General features: G+C 73.8%; 13 protein-coding genes, 1 tRNA gene and 2 pseudogenes. 8 read left to right on the forward strand and 8 right to left on the reverse strand.

Annotated elements, in window-relative coordinates; all coding sequences use genetic code 11:
* The first annotated feature begins 199 nt into the window (after positions 1-199).
* A complete protein-coding gene (locus QQS41_RS02650; RefSeq protein ID WP_448851142.1) occupies positions 200-1,330 on the forward strand; it encodes a VanZ family protein in 1,131 nt (376 codons plus the stop codon).
* Between the two features lie 203 nt (positions 1,331-1,533).
* Here the strand turns inward: QQS41_RS02650 and thrB are convergent, their stop codons facing one another.
* The 4 genes from thrB to argS are packed head-to-tail and all read right to left on the reverse strand — an operon-like array spanning position 1,534 to position 6,858.
* Entirely contained in the window at positions 1,534-2,460 is a 927-nt protein-coding gene (gene thrB, locus QQS41_RS02655; RefSeq protein WP_448851143.1) for a homoserine kinase, read from the reverse strand.
* A 2-nt stretch (positions 2,461-2,462) separates the two neighbouring features.
* Positions 2,463-3,797 carry a homoserine dehydrogenase gene (locus tag QQS41_RS02660; RefSeq protein WP_448851144.1) on the reverse strand — a complete coding sequence of 445 codons (1,335 nt, stop codon included), beginning with the start codon at positions 3,795-3,797 and terminating at the stop codon, positions 2,463-2,465.
* On the reverse strand, positions 3,787-5,196 hold the full coding sequence (gene lysA, locus QQS41_RS02665; protein ID WP_448851145.1) for a diaminopimelate decarboxylase: 1,410 nt from the start codon (positions 5,194-5,196) through the stop codon (positions 3,787-3,789). Before lysA ends, QQS41_RS02660 begins: the two co-directional genes overlap by 11 nt.
* Before the next feature lie 3 nt (positions 5,197-5,199).
* Positions 5,200-6,858 (reverse strand): arginine--tRNA ligase, encoded by a 1,659-nt coding sequence (gene argS / locus QQS41_RS02670; protein ID WP_448851146.1) that lies wholly within the window; start codon positions 6,856-6,858, stop codon positions 5,200-5,202.
* A 198-nt stretch (positions 6,859-7,056) separates the two neighbouring features.
* Here argS and QQS41_RS02675 point away from each other — a divergent pair.
* The 5 genes and pseudogenes from QQS41_RS02675 to QQS41_RS02695 form a co-directional block, all read left to right on the forward strand.
* Positions 7,057-7,830: pseudogene (locus tag QQS41_RS02675) on the forward strand ((Fe-S)-binding protein); the annotation flags it as partial.
* A gap of 137 nt (positions 7,831-7,967) precedes the next feature.
* Positions 7,968-9,608, forward strand: coding sequence for a lactate utilization protein B (locus QQS41_RS02680; protein WP_448851147.1), 1,641 nt, complete (start codon positions 7,968-7,970; stop codon positions 9,606-9,608).
* On the forward strand, positions 9,605-10,351 hold the full coding sequence (locus tag QQS41_RS02685; protein ID WP_448851148.1) for a LutC/YkgG family protein: 747 nt from the start codon (positions 9,605-9,607) through the stop codon (positions 10,349-10,351). Before QQS41_RS02680 ends, QQS41_RS02685 begins: the two co-directional genes overlap by 4 nt.
* 157 nt (positions 10,352-10,508) lie before the next feature.
* A tRNA-Arg gene (locus QQS41_RS02690) sits at positions 10,509-10,581 on the forward strand.
* A gap of 392 nt (positions 10,582-10,973) precedes the next feature.
* Positions 10,974-11,522, forward strand: coding sequence for a YceI family protein (locus QQS41_RS02695; RefSeq protein ID WP_448851149.1), 549 nt, complete (start codon positions 10,974-10,976; stop codon positions 11,520-11,522).
* Positions 11,523-12,244: 722 nt separating this feature from the next.
* Here the strand turns inward: QQS41_RS02695 and QQS41_RS02700 are convergent.
* A complete protein-coding gene (locus tag QQS41_RS02700; protein ID WP_448851150.1) occupies positions 12,245-13,876 on the reverse strand; it encodes a carboxylesterase/lipase family protein in 1,632 nt (543 codons plus the stop codon).
* A 33-nt stretch (positions 13,877-13,909) separates the two neighbouring features.
* Positions 13,910-14,155, reverse strand: coding sequence for a PspC domain-containing protein (locus tag QQS41_RS02705; RefSeq protein WP_448851151.1), 246 nt, complete (start codon positions 14,153-14,155; stop codon positions 13,910-13,912).
* A 155-nt stretch (positions 14,156-14,310) separates the two neighbouring features.
* Here QQS41_RS02705 and QQS41_RS02710 point away from each other — a divergent pair.
* Positions 14,311-15,101 (forward strand): annotated as a pseudogene (locus tag QQS41_RS02710) (class I SAM-dependent methyltransferase).
* A gap of 129 nt (positions 15,102-15,230) precedes the next feature.
* On the forward strand, positions 15,231-16,229 hold the full coding sequence (locus QQS41_RS02715; RefSeq protein WP_448851152.1) for a hypothetical protein: 999 nt from the start codon (positions 15,231-15,233) through the stop codon (positions 16,227-16,229).
* Between the two features lie 19 nt (positions 16,230-16,248).
* Here the strand turns inward: QQS41_RS02715 and QQS41_RS02720 are convergent, their stop codons facing one another.
* Both QQS41_RS02720 and QQS41_RS02725 read right to left on the reverse strand, forming a co-directional pair.
* Positions 16,249-16,716, reverse strand: coding sequence for a MarR family winged helix-turn-helix transcriptional regulator (locus QQS41_RS02720; protein ID WP_448851153.1), 468 nt, complete (start codon positions 16,714-16,716; stop codon positions 16,249-16,251).
* A gap of 142 nt (positions 16,717-16,858) precedes the next feature.
* Positions 16,859-17,386: a MarR family winged helix-turn-helix transcriptional regulator gene (locus QQS41_RS02725; protein ID WP_448851154.1), complete on the reverse strand. Its 528-nt coding sequence runs from the start codon at positions 17,384-17,386 to the stop codon at positions 16,859-16,861.
* Between the last annotated feature and the right edge of the window lie 39 nt (positions 17,387-17,425).

Raw genomic sequence — 17,425 nt, forward strand, 5'->3', positions numbered from 1 at the left:
ACCCCGCCTCGGGCGCTCCCCGACCCCTCCGCGCGCGTCTCCCCGCCCGAGCCGTCGGCCCCTCCCCGATCCCTTCCCCAGCGGTTCCCCGCCCGCCTCCCCGCGGCCGGCCCGGGCACAGTACCTTTCAGGGGTTCCCGATGACCCCGACGGCCGTTGCGCATGACCGAAAAGCGCGCGCGGCGAAAGGTGATGCTCCGTGAAAGCCCAGTTCTTCGGTTCGATCGCGGTCGGACTGGCCATCTCGGCGGTCCTCTGGCTGCCGCTCCTGGTCTGGCAGTACCGACGGTACGGCCGCGGCGATCTGCTGCGGATGCTCTGGACGTTCGCCGGCTTCATCTACATGGCGGCGATCGTGGCGTTCACGATCTTCCCGCTGCCGGAGTTCGGCCCGGGCTACTGCGAGAAGTACGGGACGTCGCCGCAGCTGGACATCCTGAACTTCCCGAAGGAGGTCGCCGAGTACCTGTCGGCGAACAGCGCGGCGGCGTTCGCGCGCAGCCCGCTGCTGTGGGAGGTCGCGCTGAACGTGCTGCTGTTCGTGCCGTTCGGCGTGATCGTGCGGCGCCTGTTCGAGATCCCGCGCTCGGTCGTCGTGGTCCTGGCGTTCCTGACGTCCCTGCTCATCGAGGCGACGCAGCTGACGGGCAACTGGGGCCTGGCGCCGTGCAGCTACCGCGTCCCGGACGTGACGGACCTGGTCTCCAACACGTCGGGCGCCGTCATCGGCCTGGTCGTCGAGCGGGTGACGCCGCGTCTGCTGTCGAAGAAGGAGTACCTCCTGGAGCACCGGGAGAAGCCGCGCCCGGTCAGCCGCTTCCGCCGCCTGGTCGGCATGCTGCTCGACGTCGTCATCCTGTTCTTCGCGGCGGCCGCGGGCAACACGCTGGGGTCCGCGGCGCACCGTGCGTGGGAGGAGTCCTCGGGCTCCCCGGTGCCGATGACGGTCGAGCAGGCCGGCGCGACGGGCACGTGGATCGCGGGCATGCTCGTGGTCCTCATTCCGGCGATGATCACGACGGGCGCGTCGCTCGGCCAGCGCATCGTCTTCCTGTGCCCGTGGAGCGGGGACGGTTCCCGTCTCCACCTCCTGTGGCGCGCGCTGTCGGTGCAGGGCCTCATCCTGACGACGTTCCGGCTCGGCGCGGTCGCGGCCATCCTGGGCGTGGCGTGGACGGTCGCCGCGATCGTGACGGTGCTGTTCACCCGCCGCGGTCTCAGCGGCCTGCTGTCGGGCTGCGACATCGTCGACTCCCGGCTGCTGGTCCGCGCGGACGGTCCCGCGACGGGCGAGGAGTCGCCGCGCGCGGAGGACGCCGGGTCGTACTGACCCCGCATCGTCCGTTGCGTGACGACGCCCCGGGCGTTTCGCGGTGGTCATCCGCGGGCGCCCGGGGCGTTCAGCGTGCCCGGCGGCGCGGGCGGGCCCGGACAGCGGGGGCGCGGCCGGATGCGGCGACGCCCGCCGCACCACGTGGTGCGGCGGGCGTCGTCACGCGCGCGGACCGGGCCCGGCCGGGCCCGGTCGGCGGCCTATGCCTCGACGGTGACCTCGACGGGTCCGGCGACGGTGAGGTGCTCGACGCGGATGCCAGCCTCGCGGGCCTCGGCGAGCACGGACTCCGGCACGCCCTCGGTGTCGAGGACCAGGCAGGTCGGGCCGGCGCCGGACAGGAACGCCGCGTAGCCGCGGTTGCGCAGGCGGTTGACCCACTCCGCGGTGACGGGCAGGACCTCGGCGCGGTACGTCTGGTGCAGGCGGTCGCGGGTGCCCTCCCACAGCAGCTCCGGGTGGTCGGTCAGGGCGGTGACCATGACGGCGACGCGGGAGACGTTGAAGCGGGCGTCGACGTGGCTGACGTCGGACGGCAGCACCTGGCGCACCGCGTTGGTGGAGGCGTGGAACGACGGGATGAGCGCCGTCGCCTCGATGTCGGGGTGCACGTCCAGGCCGACCGCGTGGTACTGCGGGGCGGTGCGGCCGTCGACGGGCTTGTCGGTCCAGCTGACGACGGCGCCGCCGAGCACGGAGGCCGCCGCGTTGTCCGGGTGGCCCTCGAAGACGGAGGCCTCCTGGATGACCTGCTCGTCGGTCAGCGCGAAGCCCGCCAGGCCGTTGGCCGCGGCGACGCCGGCGACCGCCGCGGCGGCGGAGGAGCCGAGGCCGCGGGACTGCGGGATCCGGTTGTGGCAGACGACGCGCAGGCCGGGGGCGTTCATGCCCGCGGCGCGGAGGCCGGCGCGGATGGCGCGGACGACGAGGTGCGAGTCGTTGCGGGGCAGGTCCTCGGCGCCCTCGCCGTGGACCTCGACCTCGACGCCGGACTCGATGACCTCGACCTCGACCTCGTCGTGGATGGACAGGGCCAGGCCGAGGGTGTCGAAGCCCGGGCCCAGGTTCGCGGAGGAACCGGGGACGCGGACGCGGACCTTCTGGCCGGGGAACAGCTCCTGCGCCATGCCTAGACGTCCATCCCCTCGATGCGGATGACGGAGTTGACCGCCAGGACGGAGTCCTGCTGCTTCAGGGCGTCGACGGTGTCGCGCAGCTCGGCCTCGCGGGCCTTGTGCGTGATGATGACCAGGCGGGCGCCCGGGGTCGCGCCCTCCTGGCGGACGGTGCGCAGGGAGATGCCGCGGTCGGCGAAGACGCGCGCGATGTCGGCGAGGACGCCGAGGCGGTCGTCGACGTGCAGGTCGATGTGGTAGCGGCTCTCCACCTGGCCGAAGTCGAGGATCGGCAGGTTGGCGTAGGTGGAGTCGCCCGGGGCGCGGCCGCCGTGGACCTTGTTGCGGGCGGCGGCGACGACGTCGCCGAGCACCGCGGAGGCGGTCGGGTTGCCGCCGGCGCCGCGGCCGTAGAACATCAGCCGGCCTGCGGCGTCGGCCTCGACGAACACGGCGTTGAAGGACTCGTGGACCGTCGCCAGCGGGTGACGGCGCGGCACCAGCGCCGGGTAGACGCGGGCGGAGACGCCCTCGGTGCCGTCCTCGGAGACGACGCGCTCGCAGGTGGCCAGCAGCTTGATGGTGCAGTCGGCCTCCTTCGCCGCCTCGAAGTCGGAGGCGGTGATCTCCGTGATGCCCTCGCAGTGCACGTCGTCGGCCGTGACGCGGGTGTGGAAGGCGAGGGAGGACAGGATGGCGGCCTTGGAGGCGGCGTCGTGGCCGCCGACGTCGGCGGTCGGGTCTGCCTCGGCGTAGCCCAGGCGGGTGGCCTCGGCGAGCATCTCGTCGTAGTCGGCGCCGGTGGAGTCCATGGCGTCGAGGATGAAGTTGGTGGTGCCGTTGACGATGCCGACGACCTTGTTCACCTGGTCGCCCGCCAGGGAGCGGCGCAGCGGGCCGACGACCGGGATGGCGGCGGCGACGGCGGCCTCGAAGAAGAGGTCGGCGCCGGCGGCCTCGGTGGCGTCGGACAGCTCGGCGCCGCAGGCGGCGACGAGGGCCTTGTTGGCGGTGACGACGGACTTGCCGGCGGCCAGCGCCGCCAGCACGACGCGGCGCGGGTAGTCGATGCCGCCGATGACCTCGACCACCACGTCGACGTCGTCGCGCTCCACCAGGGAGAACGCGTCGTCGGTGAGCAGGTCGCGGTCGACGCCCGGGCGGGGCTTGGACTTGTCCCGCACGGCGACGCCCTTGATCTCGACGGGGCCGCCGATGCGGCGCTCGAAGTCCTCGGCCCGCTCCTGCAGCAGGCGGAGGACCTCCTGGCCGACGGTGCCCAGGCCCAGGATCGCGACGCCGACGGGCTGTCCCTCGCCCTTTCCGGGGTTGTAGGTGTTATCGGTCATTCGGGTTCTCACACTCCAGGCTGATCAGATCGGTCAGGGTCTCGCGCCGCAGGATGGCACGTGCGGCGCCGTCGCGCACGGCGACCACGGCGGGCCGGCCGAGCATGTTGTAGCGGCTCGACATGGCGTAGCAGTACGCGCCCGTGGCCGCGAGGGCGAGCAGGTCGCCCTCCGCGATGTCGTCGGGGTACGACGCGTCGGGGATGAGCACGTCGCCGGATTCGCAGTGCTTGCCGACGACGCGCGTCGGAATGCGCCCTCCCTCGACGCGGCGGTTGATGACGCGGCCATCATACGGGGAGCCGTACAGCGCCGGGCGGATGTTGTCGCTCATCCCCCCGTCCACGGCGATGTAGCGGCGCGTGACGTCGTCGCGGACGTGGACGTCCTTGACGGTGCCGACCTCGTAGACGGTGACGGCCGACGGGCCGGCAATGGCGCGGCCCGGCTCCACGGCGACGGTCGGGGCGGGCACCCCCAGGTCGTCGGCGACGTCCTTCACCGCGGCGAGGATGGACTCCGCCAGGGGCTTGACGTCCAGCGGCCGGGCGGTGGCGACGTAGGCGATGCCGAAGCCGCCGCCGAGGTCCAGGGTGTCGAAGTGGTCGGCGATGCCGGGGCCGTGGGCCTCGACCAGGTCGCGGACGACGCCGAGGACGCGCTCGGCGGCCAGGACGAAGCCGTCCGGGTCGAGGATCTGGGAGCCGATGTGGCAGTGCAGGCCGGTCAGGCGCAGGTGGGGGTCCCGCTCCGCCTGGTCGGCGGCGCGCAGCGCGGCGCCGGAGGCGACGGAGAAGCCGAACTTCTGGTCCTCGTGCGCCGTGGCGATGAAGGAGTGGGTGTGCGCCTCGACGCCCGGCTTCACGCGGATGAAGACGTCCTGCACGACGCCGAGCTCCTCCGCCACCTTCGAGAGGCGGTCGAGCTCGGAGAAGCTGTCGGCGACGATGCGGCCGACGCCCTCGCCGATGGCGAAGCGCAGCTCCTCCATCGACTTGTTGTTGCCGTGGAAGGTCATGTCGGACGCCGGGAACCCGGCGTGCAGCGCGACGGCCATCTCGCCGCCGGAGGCGACGTCGAGGTGCAGCCCCTCCTCCTTCACCCAGCGGGCGACCTCGCCGCACAGGAACGCCTTGGAGGCGTAGTGCACGCGGTCGGGGCCGCCGAAGGCCTCCGCCATCGCGCGGCAGCGGGCGCGGAAGTCGTCCTCGTCGTAGACGAAGACGGGGGTGCCGTAGTCGCGGGCGATCTCCGCCAGGGCGACGCCGCCGACCTCGACCTCGCCGTCCTCGCGCCGGGTCGCGCCGGCGGGCCAGACGTGGGCGGGGATCTCGTTGAAGTCGGAGCGGTCGCGCCGCTTGACGCCGGTGAGCTCGAAGCCGGATCCGTCGACCGTCATCCGCTACATCCTCTCCGGCGCGTCGACGCCCAGCAGGCCGAGCGCGTTGGCCAGCGTCGTCCGGGTGGCCTGCGCCAGCGCGAAGCGGGCGACGTGCAGGTCCGCGACGTCCTCGCCCTGCTTCGGCAGGACCTGGCAGGAGTCGTAGAAGCGGTGGAAGGTGCCGGCCAGCGTCTCCGCGTAGCGGGCGACGCGGTGCGGCTCGCGCAGCTCCGCGGCGGCCTTGACGACGGCGGGGAACTCGCCGAGCGTGCGGATGAGGTCGCCCTCGCGCTCGTGGTCGAGCAGGCCGTAGTCCGGCTCCGCGCCCTCGAGCGAGACGCCGGCCTCGGCGGCGCGGCGGGCCAGGGAGCACAGGCGGGCGTGGCCGTACTGCACGTAGTAGACGGGGTTGTCGTTGGACTGGGACTGCCACAGCTCCAGGTCGATGTCCAGGGAAGAGTCGACGGAGGAGCGGATCAAGGAGTAGCGGGCGGCGTCGACGCCGATCGCCTCCACCAGGTCGTCGAGCGTGACGACGGTGCCCGCGCGCTTGGACATGCGCACCGGCTTGCCGTCCCGGACCAGGTTGACCATCTGGCCGATGAGCACCTCCACGACCTCCGGGTCGTGGCCCAGGGCCGCCGCGGCGGCGCGCAGGCGCGCGATGTAGCCGTGGTGGTCGGCGCCGAGCATGTAGATGCACAGGTCGTGGCCGCGCGCGATCTTGTCCTCGACGTAGGCGATGTCGCCGGCGATGTACGCGGCGTTGCCGTCGGACTTGATGACGACGCGGTCCTTGTCGTCGCCGAAGTCGGTCGACTTCAGCCACCACGCGCCGTCCGCCTCGTACAGGTTGCCGCCGTCCTTGAGCTTGGCGACGGCCGCGTCGACGGCGCCAGACTCGAACAGGGAGTTCTCGTGGAAGTACACGTCGAACTCGGTGCCGAACTCGTGCAGCGTCTCCTTGATGTGGGAGAACATCATCTCGACGCCGCGGGAGCGGAACGCCTCGTTCTGCTCCGCCTCCGGCAGGTCGAGCACCCCCGGGACCTCGTCGACGATGCGCGCCGCGTAGTCGTCGATGTACGCGCCGGAGTAGCCGTCCTCCGGCGGCGGCTCGCCCTTCGCGGAGGCGATGAGGGACTTGGTGTACCGGTCGATCTGGTTGCCGTGATCGTTGAAGTAGTACTCCCGGGTGACGTCGGCGCCGCGGGCGGCGAGGACGCGGCCCAGCGCGTCGCCGACGGCCGCCCAGCGGGTGCTGCCGAGGTGGATCGGGCCCGTCGGGTTGGCGGAGACGAACTCCAGGTTGACCTTGCGGCCGGCGTACTCGTCGCCGCGGCCGAACGCCTCGCCCGCGGCGAGGATGTCGCCGACCAGGCGGCCCTGCGCGTCGGCGGCCAGGCGGATGTTGATGAAGCCGGGGCCGGCGACGGAGACCTCGGAGATGCCCTCCGCCTCGCCGATGCGCTCGGCGAGCCAGCCCGCGACGTCGCGGGGCTTCGCGCCGGCGCGGCCGGCGGCCTGCATGGCGACGTTGGTGGCGTAGTCGCCGTGCTCGGGGTTGCGGGGGCGCTCGACGACGACCTCATCCGGCAGCACGGCCGGGTCCAGGTCGTGCTCCGTGAAGACGTCGACGGCGGCGGCGCGGATCAGGGCGGACAGTTCGGCTGGAGTCATGGTTGCACATCTTAGCGCCCGGCCCGACACGCGATGCCCCGGGCCGAGGCGCGCCACGGGCCGCTCCCCCCGCTGCCGCGTTCCCGCCGGTCCCGGGCGCGCTGCGGCGCCCGTGTCGGCCCCGGACGTAGAATCGGCGTCCACCCATGATCACCGGCCGCGGACCGCCCTCCGCGGCCACCTGCAACGGAGCCGCCCATGAAGGTCGCGATCTTCGCCACCTGCATCGGGGACGTCATGTTCCCCGGTGCGGTCCAGGCCACCGCCGCCGTGCTGACCAGGCTCGGCTGCGACGTCGTCTTCCCGCCCGCGCAGACCTGCTGCGGGCAGATGCACGTCAACACCGGGTACCAGAAGGAGGTCCTGCCGCAGCTGGACCGGTACGCGGACGCGTTCCTGGATCGATCCATCGACTACGTCGTCGCCCCGTCCGGCTCGTGCGCCGGCGCGGTGCGCGACCAGCACCCGTTCATCGCCCGCCGCCACGGCACCGCCGCCCAGGCCGACGCCGCCGACCGCACCGCCGGCAAGACGCTGGAGCTGTCGGAGTTCATCGTCGACGTCGCCGGCGTCGTCGACGTCGGCGCGTGGTTCCCGCACCGCGTCACGTACCACTCGACGTGCCACAGCCTGCGGGTCCTCCACGTCGGCGACCGGCCGCGCCGCCTGCTGGAGGCCGTCGACGGACTCGAGTTCACCGAGCTGCCGGGTGCCGCGGAGTGCTGCGGCTTCGGCGGCACGTTCAGCGTGAAGAACGCCGCGACATCGCAGGCCATGGTCGCCGACAAGACCGCGTCCATCCGGTCGACGGGCGCGGAGTTCGTCACCGCCGGCGACGCGTCGTGCCTGATGAACATCGGCGGCGCCCTCGACCGGCAGACCCGCGACGGGGCCGCCCCCGTGCGCGCGATCCACTACGCCGAGATCCTGGCGTCGACGCGCCGCCGCCCGTGGCGCCCGGCCGACGGCGCCTCCCCGGCGGCCGCGGCGACCGCCGGCTCCGCCGCGCCGACGGCGGGGCCCGGCCCGGCCACCGCGTGCGCATCGGCCGGCGACGCGGCGCGGTGCACGTCGTCAAGCAACCACTGCGCGACCGCGGGAGGTGCGCGATGAGCGCGCCGGCGACCCACGCGGTGCCCCTCGGCATGCCGGCGATGCCGCCGACCGCGCCCGACGGCGTCGGGCACCTGCGCGGCGCCGAGACGTTCACCTCGGCGGCGGTGCACGAGCTGGCCAACGGCCAGCTGCGCGCCAACCTGCGGAAGGCCACGCACACCATCCGCGCCAAGCGCGCGGGCGTCGTCGCGGAGCTGCCCGACTGGGAGGACCTGCGGCTCGCGGGCTCCGCGGTGAAGCGCGACGTGATGGCGCGGCTGCCGGAGCTGCTGGAGGAGTTCGAGCGGCAGGTCGTCGCCCGCGGCGGCCACGTCCACTGGGCCCGCGACGCCGTGGAGGCCAACCGCATCGTCACGGACCTGGTGGAGGAACGGGGCACCCGGGACGTCGTCAAGGTCAAGTCCATGGCGACGCAGGAGATCGGCCTCAACGAGGCGCTCGCCGACCGCGGCATCCACGCGCAGGAGACCGACCTCGCGGAGCTCATCGTGCAGCTCGGAGGCGACGCGCCGTCGCACATCCTCGTGCCGGCCATCCACCGCAACCGCGACGAGATCCGGGACATCTTCCTCGACGGCATCCCCGGCGTGCGCGGCGACCTGACCAACGAGCCCGCCGACCTCGCGGAGGCCGCCCGCCTGTTCCTGCGGCGGCGGTTCATGGAGGCCGACGTCGCCATCTCCGGCGCCAACTTCGGCGTCGCGGAGACCGGCACCGTCGGCGTCGTCGAATCCGAGGGCAACGGGCGCATGTGCGTGACGCTGCCGCGGACGCTCATCACGGTGATGGGCATCGAGAAGCTGCTGCCCCGCTTCACCGACCTGGAGGTGTTCCTGCAGCTGCTGCCCCGGTCCTCCACCGGCGAGCGCATGAACCCCTACACCTCCCTGTGGACCGGCGTCACCGACGGCGACGGGCCGGAGGACTTCCACGTCGTGCTGCTGGACAACGGCCGCACCGCCGCGCTCGCCGACCCGGTGGGCCGGGAGGCGCTGAAGTGCATCCGCTGCTCCGCCTGCCTCAACATCTGCCCCGTCTACGAGCGCGCCGGCGGCCACGCCTACGGCTCCGTGTACCCGGGGCCCATCGGCGCGATCCTGTCGCCGCAGCTGACCGGCATCGACTCCGCGAAGGACCCGAACGCGTCGCTGCCGTACGCGTCGTCGCTGTGCGGCGCCTGCTTCGAGGTGTGCCCCGTGCGCATCGACATCCCCGCCGCCCTGCTGGAGCTGCGCAACCGCAAGGTCCGCGACCACCGCCCGCCGGTGGAGGGCCGCCTGTTCGGGCTGCTCGGCGCCGTGATGGGCGACCGGCGGCTGTGGGCGACGGCCGTGCGGTCGGCGTCGATGGCCCGGCTGCTGGGCCACGGCCCCTTCGGCGGCGACGGCGCCATCACGGACCTGCCGGGGTTCCTCGGCGGCTGGACGGACGCCCGCGACACGCGCGTGCCGCCGAAGCGGCCGTTCCGCGCGTGGTGGGGCTCCGACGACGCACGCGCGGAGCTGGCCGACGAGCGCGCCCACCAGGTGCCGAGCCGGGTGAACGGGCGCGTGGGGGCTGTTTCGGATGGTGCCGATGGTGCGGGTCCGCGCGTGGCGCGGGATTCGCGTGACGACGAAGGGAGCGCCCGATGAGCGGCGACGCCAAGGCGGAGATCCTCGCCCGCATCCGGGCGGCCCACGCGGCCGGCGCCCCGGGCGCGGACGACTGGACGCGGGAGGTCCTGGCCGGGGAGGCCCTCGTGCCGGGGCGGGAGCACCCCGTGCCGCGGGACTACGTCTCCGGCCGGGCGACGCCGCCGGAGGAGCTGGTCGACCTGCTCGTCGACCGGCTGGAGGACTACGGGGCGGCCGTCGCCCGCTGCGGCGGGTCGGACGCGGAGATCGCGGCGGCGGTGGCCGCAGCGGTCGGGGCCGCGCTGGCGGCGGCGGAGGGCTCCCCCTCCCCCGCCGCCGGGCGCCGGCCCCGCATCGGCGTGCCGCCGGGCCTGCCCGCGGCGTGGACCGCGGAGCTGGAGGCCGCGCTCGGCGCGGAGATCCTCGTCGACGACGCGGCGACGGACCCGCGGGAGCTGGACGCGCGGGACGCCGTCGTCACGTCGTCGGCGGTCACGGCCGCAGAGACCGGCACGATCATGCTGGACGGCACCGCCGCGTGCGGCCGTCGCGCCCTGACGCTGGTGCCCGACGTGCACGTGTGCATCGTGCCGCTGCCGACGCTGGTCCACGGCGTGCCGGAGGCCGTCGCGACGCTCGCGGAGCACCCGGAGCGCCCGGCGACGTGGATCTCGGGCCCGTCGGCGACGTCCGACATCGAGCTCAACCGCGTCGAGGGCGTCCACGGGCCGCGGACGCTGTCGGTCATCATCGCGGGCTGACGGCGGCGGCCCACGGACGCCGGCCCGTGGACCACGGTCCGCCGGCCGCCCCGTCGGCGACGCGCGCCACCGGCGTTCCGCGAGCCCGGCGGGGGGAATTTCGGCACCGCCGCCGCGCGGTGCTAATATGGCCCGCGTTGCCTCGCAAGGGGCGCACGCCTCCGTAGCTCAGTGGATAGAGCACCGGTTTCCGGTACCGAAGGTCGCACGTTCGACTCGTGTCGGGGGCACCCCAGGACAGGGCCGTCCTCCTCCGGGAGGGCGGCCCTTCCGCATGTCCGGGGCCGCACGGGGCGGGGCGGGAGCGCGGGGCACGGTGCGCACGGGGATGCGCCGACCCGGGCGCGTGCCGGAGGGGCCGGAGGACGGCGTCGGGCACCGAGGCGGGCGTGGTGGACGTCGTCAAGCAACTCTTGACCTGCGGAGACGGAAAATCGGGGCGTTTCCGGATTTGTTGTTGACACGACAGCCCTGCAGACTTATAGTCAATGTTGTTGACGCGCCAACGCCGGGTCGCCCGGGGCCGCGTCACCCGGCTCCCCCGCACCCCGACGGGCGCGGCGCGAGAAGCCGGGACAACCGAACGAGCAACGCACGACAACGAACACTCAGGAGAATCATCATGGCCCTGCCCACCGCTTTCGCCGGCACCTGGAACGTCGACCCCACCCACACCAGCATCGGCTTCATGGTCCGCCACGCGATGGTCACCAAGACCCGCGGCGAGTTCACCGATTACCAGGCCTCCTTCACCATCGACCCGGAGAACCCGGCCGCCTCCTCCGCCGAGGCGACCATCCAGGCCGCGTCCGTCGACACCCGCAACGCCGACCGCGACGCCCACGTCAAGGGCGACGACTTCTTCGCCGTCGAGGCCCACCCGGAGATCACCTTCCGCGCTACCGGCGCCGAGCTGACCTCCGAGGACGAGGGCACCCTGACCGGCGACCTGACCATCCGCGGCGTCACCAAGGAGATCACCCTCGACGTCGAGTTCGGCGGCACCGCCGTCGACGCCTTCGGCGCGGAGCGCATCGGCCTGTCCGCCACGGGCGTCATCAACCGCAAGGACTTCGGCGTCGACTGGCAGGCCCCGATGAACTCCTCCGGCCTGATGGTCTCGGAGAAGGTCACGCTGGAGCTGGAGATCTCCGCGGTCAAGGCCGACTAGCACGAGGTCCCGGGCCGAGGCTGTCCCGGTTCGCCGGCTTCGGCCCGGCCGGCTTCGAGCGGCCGGGGGCCAGCCCCGGCCCCGCCGACTCCGCCTCTCCCGCGCCATCATCCCACCCGTCTCACCGCGGCGCGGGAGGGACGGCGCCGGCGACGGCACCCACCCCGCCACGCAGCACCCGACTGGTGCGCGCGGCGGGGTCCGTCGATCGCGGGGCCGATGCGGGACTGCGGGAAGACGGCGAGGGGCGACGGGGTCGTTCAGACCCGGTTGCCGACCGCCCGCTTTCCGGCCAGACCCACTTTCGGCCGTTCCGACCCAGATAGAACAGGGTCGCAACGGCCGAAAGTGGGTCTGACCATTCAGGGGACTGTTCGGGACGGGGTCGAAACGATGGGGTTGCGACGGACATCGCCTGCACCGGACGCTGCTGCCGGTGTTCGGGGCCCCGCTGCCATCGACCCGGAGTAGTTGGACGTACTTCGCCTCCGGGGCCGCCGGAGTTGGACATAGTTGGCCGAACTTGGACGTAGGTAGAAGTACGTCCAGGTGGCGCTACCTATGTCCAGGTTGCGTGGGCGCCGGGGCCAAGTACGTCCAGGTTGCGCCGACGATGCGGCGAAGTACGTCCAGGTTGCGCCGACGATGCGGCGAAGTACGTCCAGGTCGGCGAGCCGTGACGAAGGACGGCGCTGACGAGGGCCGGGGAGCGCCGCCCTCCCCTACTCCGGCCAGGTCTCGCCGCCCGAGACCTCGCCCAGGCGGACGGGCGCCCACGCCCCGCGGAAGTCGGCGCGGGGGTCGGACAGGTCGCGGGGGCCGTCGTCACGCCAGACGCGGGTGACGCGCGCACCCGGCTCGTACGCGTCCCACCCGGGCCCGGCGCCGGCGATGAAGGCCGACCAGGCGCGCCGCATTGAACGCGCCACCTCGCGGAACGTCTCGCGGCCGCCGAAGCGGAGGGCGTACCAGCCGAGGCCCCGGTCCTCGCGCAGCAGCAGCGGCAGGTCGAGGGAGTGGCACGCGCCGAGGCCCGTGCGACGCAGCGCCGGCGGCGCGTAGTCCAGGCGGTACATCCACGTCGGGCCGGCGTGACGCTCGGCCAGGCGCACCGACGGCGCCCAGAACAGCGAGTCCGACAGCATGCGCGCGTAGTCGACGCGGGGGCGCGCGCCGCGGTAGGCGCCGAGGAGCGCGCCGGCGTCGGCCTCCGGGTCGATGCGCTCCACGAACCGGCGGGCGGAGGATTCGCGCGCCGACGGGCCCCGCTGCACGAGCGCGGCCATGGAGAACTCGTCGGCGGTGGTGCCGATGAGCAGCGGCGGGCCCGGCTCCCCCGCCGCGGCCGGGTCCAGCGGATGACGCGGCAGCAGGTCGCCGTCGACGACGGGCGCGAAGCAGCCGGCGTGCGTCGAATCGCGATCCTTGCGGGCGACGAGCTCGCGCCCCGCCGCGACCAGGGCCTCCGGCGACATGCGGCGCAGCTCGCGCAGCGCGTGACGACGGTCCACGCCGGCGATGGCGGGCACCTCGCGCGCCCACCCGGCGGCCTCGTCCGGGAAGTGCGTCGAGCACACCGCCGGCGACTGGGCGATGGCCCCGGCGGCGATGCGCCGCACCCGGGGCACGGCCAGCATGTGCGCGATGGCGGCGCCGCCGGCGGACTGGCCCATCAGCGTGATGCGATCGGGGTCGCCGCCGAATGCCGCGATGTTGGCGTGCACCCACTCCACCGCCGCGACCTGGTCGGACAGGCCCGGGTTGGGGTCGGCGCCGCCGAGGGACGACAGGTCCAGCTGGCCAAGGAGGCCGAGACGGAAGTTGACCATGACGACGACGGCGCCGACGGCGCGGGCGAACTCCTCGCCGTCGTAGAGCGGCTCCGCCGCCGACCCGGAGATGAACGACCCGCCGTGGAAGAACACGACGACGGGCAGGCCGCGGCCGGTGCTGCCCTCGGGAAGCGCGCCCGACGCCGCGCGCGAACCCGAGCCCGCCGCGCCCCACGCCCGCTCCGCCGCCGCGACGGCGTCCGGGTGCGCGATGCCGCGGTCGACGACGTCCGCGTCCGGGACGACGACGCTCAGCCAGGCGGCGTCCTCGGAGCCGCCGGAGCGGCCGCGCGGCCGGGGCTGGACGGCGAAAGGGCCGGAGGCGGAGGCGTCGTACGGCTCCCGGAAGGCCTCGGCCGGCACGGCGTGGCGGAAGCGCAGCTCCCCGGTGGCGGGCCGGGCGTACGGGATGCCCCGGAACGCGGTCACCCCCGCCCCGCGGATGCCGCGGACGGGCCCTGCGGGCGCGTCGGCGACGGGTCGGCGGTGGTCGGGGGTGGTGCGGGGCCGGGCCGTGTCCATGCCCGGGAGGTTACCGGCGGGTGCCGGGGCCGATCAGGCCTTCGGCAGGAAGTACCAGCCGGCGATGTAGAGGGCGACGGAGACGGGGAAGGCGACGACGAGGCCGATGGCGAAGGCGGCGCGGAGATAGTTCGGGTCGAAGCCGAAGGTCTCGCCGATGCCGCCGGAGACGCCGGCGATCCACTTGTTGGAGTGGCTGCGGCGGACGGTCTTTCCGGTGAGGGAGTCGAGCTTGCGGGAGACGTCGTCGGGGTTGAACGAGGACTTGTCGATGGCCATGTCTCCCAGGGTACGGACTCCGCACAGGCGCGCAGGTGACGTTCGCCACGTGAGGCTGGCCCAACCTGACATAAAACCGTATTCTGGATTCTCATTAAGAATTCCCCCCGCACGGCCGGTCCCGCGCCCGGGGAGCACCGGACGAGGAGGACGCCATGACCGGGAACCTGCCCATGCACGACCGACGCATCGAGGACCTGCCGGGCCACTGGCTGCTGGCCCGCCTGGGCAAGCGGGTGCTGCGCCCGGGCGGCCGGGAGCTGACGGAGAAGCTCATCTCCGCCGCGTGGACCGCCGGCGCCGACGTGGTGGAGCTGGCCCCCGGCCTGGGCAAGACCGCGAAGCTGCTGATGGCCACGAAGCCGAAGTCCTACCGCGGCGTCGACGAGGACCCGGGGGCCGTCGCCATGACCCGCGCCACCGTCGGCCCCGCCGGCCACGTGACGGAGGCGAAGGCCGCCGACACGGGCCTCGACGCGGAGTCGGCGGACGTCGTCTTCGGCGAGGCGATGCTGACGATGCAGGGCGACAGGGCAAGGCCGCCATCGTGGAGGAGGCCCACCGCATCCTGCGCCCGGGCGGCCGCTACGCCATCCACGAGCTGTGCATCGAGCCGGACACCCTCGACGACGAGGAGAAGCTGGAGATCCGCCGCGCGCTCGCGCGCTCCATCAAGGTCAACGCGCGGCCGCTGACGACGCGGGAGTGGACGGAGCTCTTCGAGTCCCACGGCTTCACCGTGCGGTCCGTGCAGCACAACGGCATGGAGCTGCTGAAGCCGCGCCGCAACCTCGCCGACGAGGGCGTCCGCGGCGTCGCGACCATCGCCGTGAACCTGCTGCGCAACCCGGGCGCCCGCAGGCGCGTGCTGGGGATGCGGAAGGTGTTCAACCGATACTCGGACAACCTGTCGGCGATCGCGATCGTCGCAACGAAGGACGCCTGACCGTGGCCGCGCCGGATCGCAGGTACGTCGCCCGCCGCCGCGACCGCACGTCGGTGCTCGCGTAGACGGGTGTGGCGGTGCTCGCCGTGATCCTCCTGGTCGCGGTGGGTGCGCTGGTGTGGACCACGCGTGACGACGGCTCCCGCCCCGGCTCCTCCCCCACTGCCGCCGGGGGAGGCCTCCCCCGGCTCGTCGGGCACGCCGATGCCCGGCGGCGAGACCGTCCACCATGCGGACGCGGCCGGGGCGGCGGGCGCCGCAGGCTCCGGCACCGGCGCCGGCGCCGGCACGGGCTCTGGTTCGGGCGTGGCCGGCGGCGCGACGAGCGGCCGCTCCCCCGACGCCGGCCGGCGCCGCCCGCTGCTCGCCCGCGCCATCCGCGCCGAGGCCGTGCGCCTGGCCGGCCGCCGCGGCCCGTGGGTGCGCGTCATCCTGCCGCTGGCGCTGGTGCTGCCGGTGGCGGTGACGCCGGGGGCGGCCGCGGCGGCGGAGGCGCTGGCGCGCACGGGCGGGCTGCTGCGGGTGCGGGCGGCGACGACCGACAACGCCATCTACTGGGTCATCCATCTGGGCGTCGCCGTGCACGCGATGGCGGCGGCGCACGCGCAGGCCTCGGCGGACCGGGGCGCGCCCGGGGAGCTGGCGCGGGCGCTGCTGCCCGGGCCCGTGTCCGTGCCGGCCCGGTGGGCCGTCGCCGGCGCGGCCGGCGCCGCGTGCTCGCTCGTGGCCGTCGCGGTAACGCTGACGCTCCTGCCCGCGCTGTTCCCCGGCGTCTACGGCGGCGTGTCGGCGCTGTCGCCGGCGGGCCTGCGGTTCCTGTGGGCGGTGCCGGTCTACTGCGTCGCGGCGTGCGGCATCGGCGTGGGCGTCGGCGCGCTGGTGCGCCCGCCGGCGGCGGCCGTGGCCGTGGTGGTGCTGTGGTCGCTGCTGCTGGAGGGCGCCCTGGTGCACGTGCCGGGCGGGGCCGAGGTCATCTCCTGGATGCCGTTCCTCAACGGCGTCTACGGCACGGGGCAGGTCATCGCCCTGGAGCCGCCGTGGGGCCCGGACGGGGCGCTGGCGTGGACGATGCTGGTCGCCGCCGCGCTGGTCGCGGCGGGGATGGCGCGGGCGGCCCGCCGCGGGTGATGCGGCGGGGCCGGCCGCGCTACTCGTCGGCCAGGATGGCGTCGAAGGCGGCGCGCAGCCGCGGGATGTCCTCGTCGGACAGCGGCGCGAAGACCTCGTTGCGGACGGTGGAGACGTAGTCGGGCGAGGCCTCCTGGAAGACCTTGCGGCCCACGCCGGTGAGCACGACGGTGTAGTCGCTGTCGGGGTCGGCGCCGCGGTCCTCGATGGCGATGACGTCGCGGGCCTCCATGCGGCTGGTGTGCAGCAGGGCGCGGGGGTGGTTCCACTTCAGGCGCTCGCAGAGCTGGTCGACGTGCATGACGCCGTCCTCCGTCTCGTGGAGGGCGATGAGCACCGTGAAGTCGCCGAAGGAGAGGCCCGTGCGGTCGCGGAGGGACGTCTCGATGTTGCGCTCGACGGCGCGGAACGTGGCGACGAGGGTCTGCCAGAAGTCCTGCTCCTCGTCGGTGAGCCAGGCTGCGTCGGTGTTCATTCGTTCGGCCATGGGGGAAGGCTAGCGACACGCGCGCGAAATGTTTCGAAAACAGAAAGAATCCGCGGGGTTAATTTCCCCGCGGACGTCCGCGCGCGGCGTGCGGCCGGCGCGCGGGTTCCGCGTGACGACGGCCCCCGCCCCGGCTGCGCGCCTACTGCGCGTCGGCGTCGTCCCGGCGGTTCCGGCCGACGGGCGCGCTGTTGATCGCGACCTCCTCGCCCCGCAGGCGGGCGGAGGCGGTGGCGATGCGCTCGAACATGGCGACGGAGCGCTCCAGGTCGATGGGGCCCATCTGGTCGAAGACCATGTGGCGGACGCTCTCGACGTGGTCGGGGGCGGCCTTCCGGACGACGTCGAGGCCCTTGTCGGTCAGCGCGACGTTGATGCCGCGGTTGTCACCCTCGCACTTGCACTTCTCGACGAGGCTGCGCTTGCCCATGCGGGTGATCTGGTGGGACACGCGGGAGCGGTCCCAGGCGAGATGCCGGCACAGCTCGCGCATGCGGATGCGGCCCTCCGGCGCCTCGGAGAGGACGACGAGGACGGCGAAGTCGGCGGAGGAGATGCCCGCGACCTCCTGGAGGCGGTGGTCGATGGCGCGCTCGACACCGCGGAAGGCGGCGATCACCACGCGCCACAGCTGCTGCTCATCGTCGCTGAGCCAGTTCACGTCCTGCATAGCGGGTCACCGTAACCGATTCCGGTGGCACGTCGCCAG

It is taken from the genome of Corynebacterium sp. 335C (assembly GCF_053525695.1).